Genomic DNA, 14,044 nt, shown 5'->3' with positions numbered 1-14,044 from the left:
GGGTGTTCCGCCCTTGTGGTGGTAGTAGGTAGACTGGCCTACCTACTACCACCGCAAGGAGCCCCATGCCTGTGTCACGCGCTTCGGCGACCAGCCGCCGCCCCGCCCGGGTGCTGCTGCTTGAAGCGGCAGCGCGCCTTTTCTATGCCCAGGGGGTGGCCGCCACGGGAATCGACACCATCACTGCCGAGGCGGGCGTTGCCAAAAAAAGCCTCTACAACAACTTCACGTCCAAAGCGGACCTCGTGGCCGCCTACCTGGAAGCACGGCATGAGGAGTGGCTCGGCCTTTACCGGACGCGGCTGGAAAAGGCCGGGACCCCGTCGGAGCAGGCACTGGCGGTCTTCGACGCCTACCTCGACCACGCAAATGCCGCCTACCAGCACGGATTCCGCGGCTGCGGGCTGCTCAACGCGGCGGCTGAACTGCCCGCAGGGGACCCCGGGCGGACTGCAGTGCGGCTCCACAAGGAGGAAGTGCAGGAACTCCTGGCCCGGCACGTCACGGCACTGTTGCCCGGGAGGGAGGGGCAGGCGCCTGCCGTTGCCGCCCACTTGGCCTTCCTCCTCGAAGGTGCCATGGCCAGGGCAGGCCTGGAGGGCGGCGACGTGCCGCTGCGGCAAGCCCGGGCCATCGCCGGGCAACTGCTGGACGACCTGTGAACAACAAGCCAAACCATCAGCAGGCCCAGCCCTGGGGAGCGCTCTCCATAGTGGCGGCATCCATCCTCTGGGGAACCACCGGAACAGCGGCCACCTTCGCGCCCGCCGTGAGCCCACTGGCCATCGGCGCGGTGGCAATGGGGCTGGGCGGACTGATGCAGGCACTGTACGCCGCACGGCACATTGCCGTTCAGTCGGGCAGCCTGCTTGCGCGATGGCGCCTGGTATCTCTCGGTGCCGTGGCGGTTGCTGTCTACCCCCTGGCCTTCTACAGTTCCATGCGCCTCTCCGGAGTGGCCGTGGGTACGGTGGTTTCCATCGGTTCAGCTCCGGTAGCGGCCGCCCTGATCGAACGTTTCGCGGACGGGAAGCCGCTGAGCCGACGCTGGATTCTCGGGGCGCTGCTGGGAATTGGCGGGGCAGCCCTGCTGTCCCTTGCCGGGCACTCGCCGGCAGCACCCGCACACGGGGCTGCTGGCGCCGGGGCTGATTCCTGGAACTCGACTTCCTTGACTTTGACTTCCTTGGCGCCGACGGCGGGAATCCTGCTGGGGCTGCTGGCCGGAACTACTTATGCTCTGTACTCCTGGGCGGCACACCGGCTGACCGGTGACGGGGTCTCTTCACGGGCGGCCATGGGCGCCGTGTTCGGACTCGGCGGGCTCCTTCTGGTGCCTGTCCTTGCCGCAACGGGACGCCCGCTGCTGGAGTCCTGGACCAGCGTCAGCGTCGGCGCCTACATGGCGGCGGTCCCCATGTTTGCCGGGTACCTGCTGTTCGGGTGGGGCCTGGCCCGGGTAGGGGCGAGCACGGCCACCGGCATCTCGCTGCTCGAAACCGTGGTGGCCGCCGTCCTGGCCGTGCTCGTGGTGGGAGAACGGCTCCAAGCACTTGCCTGGCTTGGCGCCGCCGTCGTCCTGGCAAGCATGTTCATCCTGGCGCCGCGGCGGCAAACTGCTGCGGCACCCGGGGGCCGCGCAGGTGCACCACCACGGCCATTAGCCGGTGGTCTGCCGGCCGCCGCTCCGGGCCAGCACCGTGGGACCGAGCAGCAGGCAGGCGCCCAGCCCCAGCAACAGAATCCCTAGCACCACCGCACCGGGAGCCGGCAGCCCGGCCCCCGCGATAATGAGCACCACACCAATCAGTGCCGCCGCCATGCCCGGGAACAGGCCTGCGGGGAGACGGCGTGCCGGATAGCCGGACAGCAGTTCCATGGCCAGGTGGGGATCGTCCGCGATCAGCCCCAGTTCCAGCTCCTTGAGCAGGCGTCGCTCCTCATCGGACATTGGCATGGCAGGCCCCGGCTTCCTTGGGCGGCGGTATCGGTATCGACCGTAGGAGCCTTCTACCGGTTAGTCAATAGTCCGGGGTCCGGGCTGGAAGCCGCCTACCGGCGTCGTAATTCCGCGAACTCGATGGACGGCACGATTGCGCCCGCGTCCCGCTCCACAAAGTTGGTTCCCGGCGGCACCAGGTCGTCGATGGCATCCAGTACGGTCTCGCCCAGCTGTACATCCGCCGCGCGCAGGTACGCCCGGAGGTGTTCCTCGCTGCGCGGGCCGATGATCACGCTGCTGATGGCGGGATGGGTCAGGGCAAACCCCACGGCCAGGTCCACCAGGGACATTTCCAGCTTGTCCGCCAGCCGGGCCAGCGAGTCCGCGGCCAGCAGCTTCCGCTCGCTGGATGGCCCGGAGATGTCGTACCGGCCGGGCAGTGTGTGGACCCGGGTGGGCGGCTTGCCCGATTCGAGGACGAAGCTGCCGGACAGCCAACCGCCCGCGAGTGGGCCGTAGGCAAGCACGCCCAGGCCATACTGCTGGGCGATGGGCAGGACGTCCCGCTCGTTGCCGCGGACCAGCATGGAGTACGGAACCTGGTTGCCCAGCGGCGGGATCAGATGGTTTGTGGTGGCCAGCCACTGGGCCTCCACCAGCTGGGCCGGGGTGAACACCGAGGTCCCGTAATACAGGATCTTGCCCTGGCGGATCAGGTCGTTGAGGGTGGTGATGGTCTCCAGGACGTCGGTGTTGTAGTCCGGCCGGTGCGCCTGGTACAGGTCGATGCGGTCCGTCTGCAGGCGCCGGAGGCTGCCCTCCACGGCCTGGGTGATCCAGCGCCGCGAGTTCCCGGAGTGCGCCGGGTTGGGGCTCATCTGGCCGTGGAACTTGGTGGCCAGGAAGACATCGTCCCGGCGGCCGCGGAGGGCCCGGCCCACCACCTGTTCGGACTCACCCTGGGAGTAGACGTCAGCGGTGTCGATTGCGGTGATGCCGGCGTCCAGGGCTTCATGGATGATCCGGATGCTCTCGTCCGCGCCGGTGGGGGCTCCCTGGGAGCTGCCGTTCCCCTCGCCGAAGTTCATGGTGCCAAGGGTGAGGGGACTGATGGGGGTTCCCGACCGTCCGAACACCCGCAGTTCGCTCAGGCTCATCTGCGGCCTCCTCCATTCAGTTGCCGTGCCTTGGATCGTCACGAGGCTACACAGATTCGGCAGGCCGCCACAGATTCCCGCCTTAGTCCTTCTCTTTTCGTCGTACGGAGTAACCGGCGCCCCGCAAATGACGTTTTGTGGCGCGCACGCGGCACTCCATAGCGCCTATATTGAGGGATGGGCTCCTCCAATAGTGACGACCAGTTCGTCCAGTTGCATGACATCATCATGGGCAGCGCCAATGTTGCTGATTTCCTGACTGAGCTGTCCTCTGTTGCAGCCTCCGCCGTCAGCGAGGACGCGGGCGTGTTCGTCGAGTGCGGCGTGACCCTCCAGCGCCGCAAACGCAGTGCCACCATTGCGGGCAGCAGTGAACGCGCCGTTGTCCTGGACAAGCTGGAGCAGGTCCTGGGTGAAGGTCCGTGCATTGCGGCGCTGGAGGCCATGAAGCCCGTCATCCTTTCCAATGTGGAGACCGATACCCGCTGGCCCAAGTACCAGAAGTTGCTGGCCGAGAACGGCTGCCGCAGCGTCCTGGGCGTCCCGCTTGCCCTGGACGGGCACCAGTCCGCCGCGTTGAATTTTTTCGCTTCGGAACCGGACGTCTTCGCTGACGAAGTCGTTCGCAGGGCTGAGGGGTTTGCTGACCTCGCGGGCCGCGCATTGAGGCTGGCACTGCGGATCGCCGACGCCCAGAACCTGGCGGACGACCTGAGGGCCGCAATGGCCAACCGCACCACGATCGACCTGGCGTGCGGGGTGATCATGGCCCAGAACCGGTGCAGCCAGGATGAAGCCATGGCCCTGCTCACCAAGGCGTCCAGCCACCGGAACCAGAAGCTGCGGGACCTTGCAGCGGGAGTCATCGGCCGGGTCAGCGACGGAGCCGTGACCACGCACTTCGATCCGTAACGTCCACCTCCGGAACCCGTCCTGATCCGCCTGGATGCCGTCCCGGTTTCGCCTCCGCGCCGCCCTGCAATAATCTGAACCAACGGTTGTGCACGGGGGTGTCAGCGCCCGGTACAACAGCACTGTAAGTTCCGGGACCATCACAGACGAGGCGGACACCCATGACGGCTTCAGACCAGCAGCACGCACCAGGCCCAGCGATCCCAGCAGGCCCTCCCGCCGCTGCGGCCGGGCCAGTCGATCCGCACCTGCTGCAGCAGCTGGCCGACGCGCATGGTGTGGGTACGTCCTTCCAGGGCTGGGATGGGCTGCCGCATTCCGTTGCCCAGGAGACGCTGGTCAAGGTGCTGGCAGCCCTCGGTGTCGAGGCACACACCAACAGTCACATTGAGGCTGCCCTGGCCGAAGCCGAACTGGCGCCGTGGCGGCGGATGCTGCCGCCCGCCGTCGTCATTAAGCAGGGCGAACCGGCCCAAGTGCCGGTCCACGTGCGCGACGGCGCCACCGCGCGCCTGACCGTCACCCTGGAAGGTGGAACCGGACAGCGCGAAGCGGTCCAGCAGGATGTCTGGGTCCAGCCCCGGGAGGTGGACGGCGTGTCCACGGGACAAGCCACCTTCGCGCTTCCCCAGGACCTGCCCTTGGGCTGGCACACGCTGCATGTCGAGTCGGAGGGCGCTATGGCCAGCGCCGCCCTGGTGGTAACCCCTGCGCGGCTGGCCACGGCAAAGCCGCTGGAGGAACGCCGCGGCTGGGGGCTGGCCACGCAGCTGTATTCGGTCCGCTCAAAGCGGTCGTGGGGCATCGGCGACTTTGCGGACCTGGCGGACCTGGCCGCGATCAGTGGTGCGCGCGGCGCCGACTACGTGCTGGTCAACCCGCTGCACGCGGCCGAGCCGGTACCGCCGGTCCAGCCGTCGCCCTACTCGCCGTCCACCCGCCGGTTCTTCAATCCGCTGTACATCCGCATCGAGGCCATTCCCGAGCTGGCATACCTCCGGCCGCGGAAACGTGCGGCGCTGGAAAAGCTGCACGAGGAAGTGGCATGGCTGAACCGGGAAGGCACCCGCCTCGACCGCAATGCCGTGTACGCGGCCAAGCTGCAGGCGCTGGAAATGCTTTATCACACGCGCCGTTCACCGGCCCGGCAGGCCGCCTTCGATGAGTTCTGCCGCAGCTCCGGCCGCGGCCTGGAGGACTTCGCGCTCTGGTCAGCCATCCGCGAGGACCTGGCGCCGGACGACCCCCTGTGGACAGACCCGGAGTGCGCCATCGGAACACCGGAAGCCGAAGCCCTCCGGGAGAAGCTGGCGGACCGGATCGGGTTCCACCGCTGGCTGCAGTGGATCTGCGACGAGCAGCTCGAGAACGCCCAGAGGGCCGCGCTCCGGTCGGGGATGCGGCTGGGCGTGGTGCACGACCTTGCAGTAGGCGTGGACCACAGCAGTGCCGACGCCTGGACGCTGCGCGGCGTGCTGACCCCGAACACCAGCGTGGGCGCACCTCCTGACATGTACAACCAGCAGGGGCAGGACTGGGGCCAGCCCCCATGGCACCCCGCACGCCTGGCCGAGGCCGGATATGAACCGTTCCGCAACATGCTGGCCAACGTGCTCAGGCATGCCGGCGGCATCCGCGTGGACCACATCCTGGGACTCTTCCGGCTGTGGTGGATCCCCATGGGGAACGCTCCGGGGGATGGCGCCTACGTCCGCTACGACCACGAGGCCCTGATCGGCATCCTCGCGCTCGAGGCGCACCGCGCCGGTGCCGTGGTGATCGGGGAGGACCTGGGCACTTTCGAGCCCTGGGTGCGTGACTACCTTGCGGCCCGGGGGATCCTGGGCACGTCCATCCTGTGGTTTGAGTACGACGGCGATTCGCCCCTTGCGCCCGAAAAGTACCGCACGCAGGCGCTCGCCAGCGTCAACACCCACGACCTGCCACCCACCGCCGGCTACCTTGCCGGGGACCATGTGGGGCTCCGAAGCCGGCTGGGGCTGCTGGAACGGTCCGAGCAGGAGGAGCGCGCGGAGCACAACGCGTCTTTGGAGAAGATGTTCGCCCTGCTGCGCGAGCGCGGGTACCTCTCCGAGGGCGCCGCCGGCGGCGTGGAGGGGCAGCCGTCCGAGGAGCACACCATCGAGGCGCTGCACCTGCTGCTGGCCCAGGCGCCGTCGGTCCTGCTCGGCGTGGCCCTGGTGGATGCGGTGGGGGAGCGGAGGGTCCAGAACCAGCCCGGAACCACAGAAGCCCTGTACCCCAACTGGCAGGTGCCCCTGGGTGGGCCGGACGGCAAACCCGTCTACCTTGATGACCTCCCCGCCAACAAGCGGTTCAACTCGCTGCTCGCGGCGGTGGAGGGAGCCCTGCACCGGGCCTAAGCGGTTCTCAAGGCAACAGGCCCCGCCGCTTTTGTAAGCGGCGGGGCCTGTTGCCGTAGTTGCTTTGCCTGGTTTGCCTTGTTCGGCGGGTGAACTAGTTAGCGGCGATCACATGGGTGAAGTGGTCGTACCGGATGGTGACCGGGCCGCCGTCGTGCTCAAACACTATGTTGGCACCCGGGGAAGCGCCGCCGGCCCCATAACTGATGTCCCAGCTGCGGTTCAGGGCCGCCTTGAACTCGTAGCTTCCCGCAGGAAGGTCCGGAACGGACAGCTTCCACACGAGGTCTGCCGGGTCCAGCACCAACTGCGCCTGGTTACAGGACGGCTCCCAGTCCGAGGCGCAGCCCAGCTCGCTGTCCATGCTTCCGGCTGCCGCCACGGCGGCCGGCTGCTGCGAGGCGTAGACGGCGCTGAGCAGGTGGGTGCTGTTGTCATAACGGAAAGTCACCGGGCCGCCGGGATGGTCCAGCACGATGTTCTGCCCGTTGAGCTGGCCGTCGGCGCCGTAGTTTTCGTCCCAGCCGCCGTTGAGCGCTGCCTTGTATTCGTACTTCCCGGCCGGCAGGTCCACGGTCAGCCGCCAAATGCGGTCCGCCGGGTCCAACACCATCCGGGCCTGGCTGCAGCCTGGATCCCATTGTGCGCTGCAGCCCATCGCCTGGTTCAGTGATCCGGCCACCGTGACCGAGTCGGGCTGCGGGGCCTGGCCCACCGTGACAGTCCTGGTTTCGCTGGTGACGTTGTAGCCGGTGCCGGTCATGGCCGCCCGATATTGGACCTTGGTGCCGTCCGCCAGCCCGGTCACGTCGTCGGTTGCTGAGTAGACGGGCGAGGACGAGTCGGTGCCCACAGCGGTCCAGACCCCGCCGCCAACACTGCGCTCGAAGGACACCACGTGGTTGGCCTTCTCCGGGTCAGCGGTGGCGCTGAGCTCAACCTTGCCTTCCACGCTGCTGCCCTCCGCAGGCTTCTGCAGGGTCAGCACGGGCGCGGGTACGGCCGCGGAGCGGCTTTGGCTGGTGGCGGAATGCCCGCCGTTGTCCAGAACGGTGGCGCGGTACTCCAGCGGTGTGCCGGCATCCAGCGCCGCGACGTCGTGGAAAACCTGGTACGGAGCGGTGTCGTCCGTGCCGATCGGCTGCCACGCGCCGCTCGCCGTCCGGGCTTCAAAGGTGACCTCGTAGAACGAAGCACCGTCGACGTCGGCCGTTACGTTGATGCGTCCGTTGTCACCAGGCGCGGCGGCCGGCTGCCGGAGGGCGACGGCGGGAGCCTCCTTGGAGTGCGGAATGCGGCCCGAGGATTCGTAGACGACGGCGGAAAGCGGCGGCACGGTCACGGTCAGTTTTGCGTCGTCAGAGGTTTTGGCTTCATCGGCGCCTTCGCCGTAAACGCGCATGTAGCTGCGCTTGGCGATGTAGGTGGGGACTTCCACCGTCTGTGTCTGGGTGCTGTTGTTCAGTGCCACCACGTATTCGCGCTGGTCCTTGGCATCGGTGCGGGAGAAGGCGTAGATGCCCGGCCCGTCAGAGGCGTAGCGGTGCTGGTGTGCGCCATTCCGCAGTGCCGGGTGCTCTTTGGTGAGGGCTGCAAGCTCCCGGATTTTGGCGTAAAGCGGGTGGCTTGGATTGAAGTTGTCCGTGGCGTGGGTGGCGTCCGTGCCCAGCAGGTCGTCGTCCAGGTAGTCCGGGACTTTGCTGGCGAAGAGGGTCTGGCGGGCATCCTGGTCGCCGCCCGGGCCGGTGAAGCCCTGTTCGTCGCCGTAGTACACCACCGGGTTGCCGCGGGAGAAGTACATCAGCTCGTGGGCCAGCTCGTCGCGTGCCACCTTCTCGGCATCGCCTGCGGCGGGGTTGTCCTGGGCGATAAAGCTGCCGATGCGGCCCATGTCGTGGTTGCCCAGGAACGTGGGCAACTCATAGACGTTGGAATCGGCGTCGGTGTACCAGTCGTCACCGGCGAAGAACGCCTGGAGCGCCTTGGCGTCCTGGCTCTTGGAGGCAAAGTTGCGGGCGGCATCCTGGAAGGGGAAGTCCAGCACGGCCTGCATCTTGTTGCGGGTGGTGAACTGGGACGTGAAGCTCTTGGTGGTGTCGAAGACCTCGCCGAACATGAAGAACTCGTCCTTGCCGTGCTCCTTGGCGTAGCTGAGGACGTTGGGGCCGAATTCCTGCCAGAACTCGTTGTTCACGTGCTTCATGGTGTCGATCCGGAAACCGTCCACGCCAAAGTCGCCGATCCAGGACTTATAGATGTCCTCCATGCCGTGCACCACGGCGGGGTTTTCGGTGAAGAGGTCATCGAGGCCGAAGAAGTCGCCGTACATGGAGTCCTCACCCGTGAAGGTGGTGTCGCCGCGGTTGTGGTACAGCGTGGGGTCGTTCAGCCAGGCGGGAACCTTGAGGTTTTCTTCGCCCGGTGCCAGGACCGGCTTGTAGGGGAATGACGTGTTGGCGTCCAGCCGGGGGAAGGTTCCGGTACCGGCGTAGTCGCGGTCGTCGAACGCTTCGCCGGAGGCTGTCTTGTAAGGGACTGCGTCCTTTGAGATGTAGCCTTTCCGGTTGCCCTCCTGGTAGCCGATGACGTCGGCCGTGTGGTTGGTGATGATGTCGAAATAGACCTTCATGCCGCGGGCGTGGGCCTCGTCGATCAGGGCCTTGAGCTCACCGTTGGTGCCCAGGTGGGGGTCGATCTGGGTGAAGTCGGTGACCCAGTAGCCGTGGTAGCCTGCCGACTTGTCCTCGGGCTGGACCGCCTTGTTCTTGAAGCTGGGGGTCAGCCAGATGGATGTGGTGCCCAGGCCCTGGATGTAGTCGATCCTGCTGCGCAGGCCGGCCAGGTCGCCGCCGTTGTAGAAGCCCTTCCTGGTGGGATCGAAGCCGGAGACCATGGGATCCGGCCCCAGGCCGCCCTGGTCATTGGCGGTGCTGCCGTTGCTGAACCGGTCTGCCATGACGAAGTAGAAGTTCTCGTCCGTCACGGGACCGCGGAGCGAATGCAGGGCGGTGGAGGATCCCTGGCCCTGGGCGCCGGGATTCTTGGAGCCTGAATCCTTGAGGCCCACCGCGGCATGGGCCGGGAGGACTGCTGCGGAAACGGCCACCGCAGCGGCAAGGAGGCCGGCCGCCGACCTCGCCGTGATTGCCCGGCCCGGGGCCCGGCGGCGGGTTGTGGGGTGCTGTGTTCCTGCGGGCTTTGCCTGCAGTTGGGCGCGTGGGGGCGCGCCGGGAGGGGTGCGGAATAACAAGGGTGAGACCTTCCTGGGAAGCAGCGCTGCCGTACAGGCTTGCCGTTGACAAGGGATGCGGCAGGAGGGTTCTAAGGACAGCATGCAGACCTGTGAACCAAGTCACAACTGTAAGCGCTTGCACTGAATTACTCCAGCGTCTGGGGAAGAGTAAGGGGAGGAAGCCGTAGCGGGCATCGCAGTTAGCCGGCGGACACCAAGGCAGTGGGAGAGGGGGTGCGAAGATCATGAAGCACGGGGCCCGGGAGCCCGGTGACGGGATCCAGTTCAAAAGTGGCAATGTTGTCCGACCTTTCGTGGGCCACGTGCAGCCAGCTGCCCCGGACCATGTGGTGCCGCGGCCAGTCCCCGCCGCTGTCGAAGTCCTTGACGGGGATCAGTTCGGTGCCGCCGGCTGCTACTTCCAGGACGCTGAGGAGGTTGGATCCACGCACGCCGGCGTAGGCGAAGTTCCCCTGCGGGCCAAGGCAGATTTCGGCGGCCGAATCACCGTCCTGGCTGCCGCCCGCAGTTGCAGGTCCGCGGAATATCAGCTCATAGGTGCCGGCCTCGGGCCGGACCACGAAGACCTCCACGGAGTACTCCGACACAATGAAGACGTTGCCCGTGGGGTGCTCCACCATGTGCCGGGGACCGGTGCCGCAGGGGAGGACCACCTCGTGGTCGGCTACCAGGCCGGTGCCCGGCTCATAGGTCCAAATGCGGAGGGTGTCGTGGCCCAGATCGGTCGTCATGATGCGCCCGTCGCGCAGCATCAGGCTGGCATGGGCGCGGCTCGGCCTGGGGCTGCCGGGGAAAAGGCCGGCGTGGGGGTCAACCGACGGTGCCGCGGGGAACCGTGCCGTCATGCCGCCGTCGTCATCCAACTCGTAGAGCAGGACCTGCCCGTCACCCCAGCATGCAGCGGTGACAAACCGGCCGTCCGGGTCCACGGCGACGTGGCAGGTGGCCTCTCCGGCAGGCTCCGGTGCCCCGGACAGTTCCAGCGCAAAGTCACCCCGTCGGCGGTAGGCCTGAACCATTTTGCGCTGCTCCGCCGCTGCGTAAACCAACGGCAGCGTCGGGTGCACGGCCAGGAACGACGGCGACTGTGCCTGGACTGCCGTGCCCAACCATTCAAGGCTTCCGTCCTGATGCTCCCGCACGGCCCCGATGCCATTGGCGCGGCCGCCGCCGTCGGGGGTGTAGGTGCCGATCCAAAGAATGTTGCTGGCTGTTCCCGTGGTCATTAACCCATCCTGCCAAGAGTTGGCATCCATTCCCGAGCACAAGGCCACCTATTAGCATGGGATTTCCAGCAGCGGACGAAGGAGGTGGATCCCATTACCGCAGTCACAGTTTTGGGTATTCCCGTTCGGTGCCGTCCGGAGAGCTTGGCCTAGCCGCCATGGGGACGCCCGTCTTCCCACCGAAAGGCGTTGCTGTGCCCCCTCTCGACTCACGGACTGCCGGCAGTCCTGCCCCGTCGCCGGTCTTCGAAGGCATTGTCTCCGCATTGCGGTCCGCCGGCTGCGTTTTCGCGGAGGAAGAGGCCCGCCTGCTGCTGGCGGAGGCCTCACTTCCCGGCGACTTAGCGCGAAATGTCCGGCGCAGGGTGGAAGGCGTCCCCTTGGAACTCATCCTGGGCTGGGCCGAATTTGCGGGCCGGCGCATTCTGGTGGAGCCCGGTGTCTTCGTGCCGCGCCGCCGTACCGGGCTGCTGGTAAATGAGGCCCTCGCCCTGCTGCCGGCGACGTGGCCGGAGGGGCCCCGGCGGAAGCCCGCTGTTGTAGTGGACCTCTGCTGCGGGTCCGGAGCCGTGGGAGCGGCCATTGCTCATGAGGCGCCATGGGCGGAGGTGCATGCGGCGGACATCGATCCTGTGGCCGTCCGGTGCGCCAGGCGGAACGTCGGGCCCGTGGGCGGCCAGGTTCACGCGGGGGACCTGTTCGATGCCCTGCCGCGTGAACTGCGTGGCCGCGTCCGGGTGCTCGTGGTCAATGCTCCCTACGTGCCCACGGAGGCAATCCGCACCATGCCCCCCGAAGCGCGGCTGTACGAACCTGCGGCATCCCTCGATGGCGGTCCTGATGGACTGGACTTCCACCGACGCGTCGCCGCCGGGGGCATCGGATGGCTGGCTCCCGGCGGGCACCTGATCATCGAAACCAGCCAGCGGCAGGCATCCGGCACCTCCGCGATCCTGGCCGCCGCCGGGTTCGGCACCCGGACAGTCCATTCGGAGGAAGTGGACGGCACCGTGGTCGTGGGGCGCGTGGCGGCAGGGACCCACTAACCCGTCCTCCCGCTCCCCAATATCTTGCCTGCCGCCTGGAGGATCGAGCCAACCAGGCCCAGCAGCCGTGGACCGCACGTAACGGTCCTTCTGAACCGTCCGGAAAACCCCAGTACGCCAGGCTGCGTTCCCTACCAGACTGCGTTCCCTATTCGTATTGGTGGGGTGGTGGTGGGGGTTTGAAGTAGTGGTTTTGTTGGGGTTTTTGGGTGGGGTCGTCGATGTGGGGTGGGGGGATGAAGGTTGGGGTGTGGTTGGTGGTGGTGATGGTCCATTGTTCTTTGTGGATGAGGTGGTGGTGGTGRCTGCAGAGCAGGACGCCGTTGTTGGTGGTGGTGGGTCCGCCGTGTGTCCAGTAGGTGATGTGGTGTGCTTCGCACCAGGGTGCGGGGATGGTGCAGTTGGGGAAGGCGCAGCCTTGGTCGCGGNCTGCAGAGCAGGACGCCGTTGTTGGTGGTGGTGGGTCCGCCGTGTGTCCAGTAGGTGATGTGGTGTGCTTCGCACCAGGGTGCGGGGATGGTGCAGTTGGGGAAGGCGCAGCCTTGGTCGCGGGTGGTGAGGGCGGTGCGTTGGGCTGGGGTGAAGAGGCGGGTTTTGCGGCCGAGGTCGAGGATTTCGTTGTTGGTGCCCAGGAGYGCGGGGATGATGTCGGCGTCGCAGGCGATTTTSCGYAGGGTGGTGGCGGCGACGGGGCCGGTGAACGCGAAAGCCCCKGTCCCTGCCTCTGTCCCTGTGCCTGTCTGTGTCCCTGGTGGTGCGGGTATTCCCGGCCGTTCTCCTGTCGCTGTTGCTGTGGTGTGGGTGGGGAAGAGGTCCCGGTAGTGGATGGTGGCGATGATTTGGGGTTTGTTGCCGCCGGTGGTGGGCAGGGTGTTGGTGGCGAGTGCGGTTTTGGYGGCGGTGATGATGCCGTCGAGTTGTTTTTGGGCGCGGGTGCGCCGGTCCAGGTCMGGCRGGGCCGGCTGGGCAGGCAGGTCGGGCACGGCTGCTGTTTCGGCTGTTCGTCCGTGGTGTTCGGTGCCGGTGGTTGGGGTGGTAGTGCCGGTGCTGGTGTTTGGGGTGGTGGTGCGGGGGTTGGTGGCGGTGTTCATGACGGTGAGGAGGTGTTCGTATTGGTCGGTGGTGGCGAAGATTTCGAGGTGGTGCAGGCCGTGGCGTGGTTTGCGGATGAAGGCGCCTTGGGTGTGGCGGAGGGCTTCTTCGGTGGGTTCGGTGCCGTCGGCGTCGATGGTGTCGGTCCAGCGTTGGGCCAGGCGGGTGAGGAAGTCGGGGTCGGTGGTGGTGGCTGCGGTGGTGAGGTGSTKTTCGATCCGGTACAGGGTGTGGGGGGTGGTGTGGTGTTGGAGCCGGTCCAGGGTGGCGGTGATGAGGGTCGCGGCGTGGGAGGACACGGCCGGTGCCTGGAGGGTTCCGGTGGGCGGTTGCGGGGTCCTGTCCGTGGCGGGGTGGGGTGTGAGGGCGGTGGCGAGGTGGGGCCGGGTTGGCGGGAGTGGTTCGCCGGTGAGGCTGGTGCGGGGCAGGGTGTGCTGGGCGAGGGTGAGGCGGCGGCGTGCTTCGCGGATGGGGATGCGGAGCCTGAGGCGGAGGAACTCTGCGGTGTTGCGGCAGCCGTCATCGGCAGGGGAGGGCACGGCAGGGTGGGTGGTCCTGGCCGCGGCCTGGGTGATGGCYTGGGTGCGGGTCCGGTCCACAGTCAGGGCTGAGATGAGTTGCAGGTACTCCACGGTGCGGGCAAGGTTCTCGACCCGGGCGGCGTAATCGGCGGCCTCGACATAGGTGGCKGYKGCCAGSASGYCCGGGGCGGCCAGGGCGGCGGTGGCGAGTTCTTCGGCAAGTGCCCCGAGGATGGCAGGGCCGGATCCCTCCCCGCCGGGGACGGCGCGAAGGCGGGCCGGACTCGTCCGCCGGCTGCCGGCGTCGTCAGCGTTCCCGCCGAGCAACCCACCGTATAACCCGCCGAACGGCCCGTCCAGCTGCTCCCCAATGGCCTCCATAACCCAACTCTGCCAGCCACCACCGACAATCAAGAGCCCCCAAAACCCCTATGTGGAAAACCCGGCAGGGCGGCAATGCAGGCCGCGTTAAACGCTGCCGGCCGCCGCCCCTGTTCTCTGTTGGCATCGG

The 14,044-nt window shown here is 67.2% G+C and carries 10 protein-coding genes and 1 pseudogene; 5 read left to right on the top strand and 6 right to left on the bottom strand.

From position 1 onward, the window contains the following. Nucleotides 1-65: 65 nt before the first annotated feature. Complete coding sequence (locus ASG79_RS02465; protein WP_056388214.1) at nt 66-662, top strand: TetR/AcrR family transcriptional regulator; 597 nt, start codon at nt 66-68, stop codon at nt 660-662. Next, the gene (locus ASG79_RS02460) at nt 659-1,750 is read left to right on the top strand and encodes a DMT family transporter (RefSeq protein ID WP_156400150.1); all 1,092 of its coding nucleotides are present in this window, start codon (nt 659-661) and stop codon (nt 1,748-1,750) included. The genes ASG79_RS02465 and ASG79_RS02460 overlap by 4 nt, the downstream gene beginning before the upstream one ends. On the opposite strand, the gene ASG79_RS02455 is transcribed toward ASG79_RS02460, so the two are convergent. Continuing rightward, complete coding sequence (locus tag ASG79_RS02455) at nt 1,661-1,957, bottom strand: DUF3040 domain-containing protein (RefSeq protein ID WP_224084219.1); 297 nt, start codon at nt 1,955-1,957, stop codon at nt 1,661-1,663. The two genes, ASG79_RS02460 and ASG79_RS02455, sit on opposite strands and share 90 nt — an antisense overlap. Nucleotides 1,958-2,052: 95 nt before the next feature. Then, nucleotides 2,053-3,099, bottom strand: a complete 1,047-nt coding sequence (locus ASG79_RS02450) for an aldo/keto reductase (RefSeq protein WP_056388212.1) — start codon at nt 3,097-3,099, stop codon at nt 2,053-2,055. Nucleotides 3,100-3,276: 177 nt separating this feature from the next. Here ASG79_RS02450 and ASG79_RS02445 point away from each other — a divergent pair, with 177 nt between their 5' ends. Continuing rightward, nucleotides 3,277-4,011 (top strand): GAF and ANTAR domain-containing protein, encoded by a 735-nt coding sequence (locus ASG79_RS02445; RefSeq protein ID WP_056388210.1) that lies wholly within the window; start codon nt 3,277-3,279, stop codon nt 4,009-4,011. A 161-nt stretch (nt 4,012-4,172) separates the two neighbouring features. Then, nucleotides 4,173-6,395 carry a 4-alpha-glucanotransferase gene (malQ, locus tag ASG79_RS02440; RefSeq protein WP_056388208.1) on the top strand — a complete coding sequence of 741 codons (2,223 nt, stop codon included), beginning with the start codon at nt 4,173-4,175 and terminating at the stop codon, nt 6,393-6,395. 94 nt (nt 6,396-6,489) lie between these two features. Here malQ and ASG79_RS02435 read toward each other — a convergent pair whose 3' ends face one another. Beyond that, on the bottom strand, nt 6,490-9,645 hold the full coding sequence (locus ASG79_RS02435) for an alpha-amylase family glycosyl hydrolase (RefSeq protein ID WP_056388206.1): 3,156 nt from the start codon (nt 9,643-9,645) through the stop codon (nt 6,490-6,492). 182 nt (nt 9,646-9,827) lie between these two features. Continuing rightward, nucleotides 9,828-10,874: a lactonase family protein gene (locus ASG79_RS02430; RefSeq protein WP_018772081.1), complete on the bottom strand. Its 1,047-nt coding sequence runs from the start codon at nt 10,872-10,874 to the stop codon at nt 9,828-9,830. A 266-nt stretch (nt 10,875-11,140) separates the two neighbouring features. Here ASG79_RS02430 and ASG79_RS02425 point away from each other — a divergent pair, with 266 nt between their 5' ends. Next, nucleotides 11,141-11,920, top strand: coding sequence for a putative protein N(5)-glutamine methyltransferase (locus tag ASG79_RS02425; RefSeq protein ID WP_018772080.1), 780 nt, complete (start codon nt 11,141-11,143; stop codon nt 11,918-11,920). 148 nt (nt 11,921-12,068) lie between these two features. Here the strand turns inward: ASG79_RS02425 and ASG79_RS24430 are convergent. Continuing rightward, nucleotides 12,069-12,348: pseudogene (locus ASG79_RS24430) on the bottom strand (HNH endonuclease signature motif containing protein); the annotation flags it as partial. A 1-nt stretch (nt 12,349) separates the two neighbouring features. Beyond that, the coding region (locus ASG79_RS02420) for an HNH endonuclease signature motif containing protein (RefSeq protein ID WP_235509713.1) at nt 12,350-13,914 on the bottom strand (1,565 nt) is incomplete at its 3' end. Nucleotides 13,915-14,044 lie beyond the last annotated feature (130 nt).

The sequence above is a fragment of the Arthrobacter sp. Soil761 genome (genome assembly GCF_001428325.1).
Taxonomy (GTDB): domain Bacteria; phylum Actinomycetota; class Actinomycetes; order Actinomycetales; family Micrococcaceae; genus Arthrobacter.
Note: the sequence above shows the minus strand (reverse complement) of the source record. Positions and strands in the feature narration are given on the sequence as shown.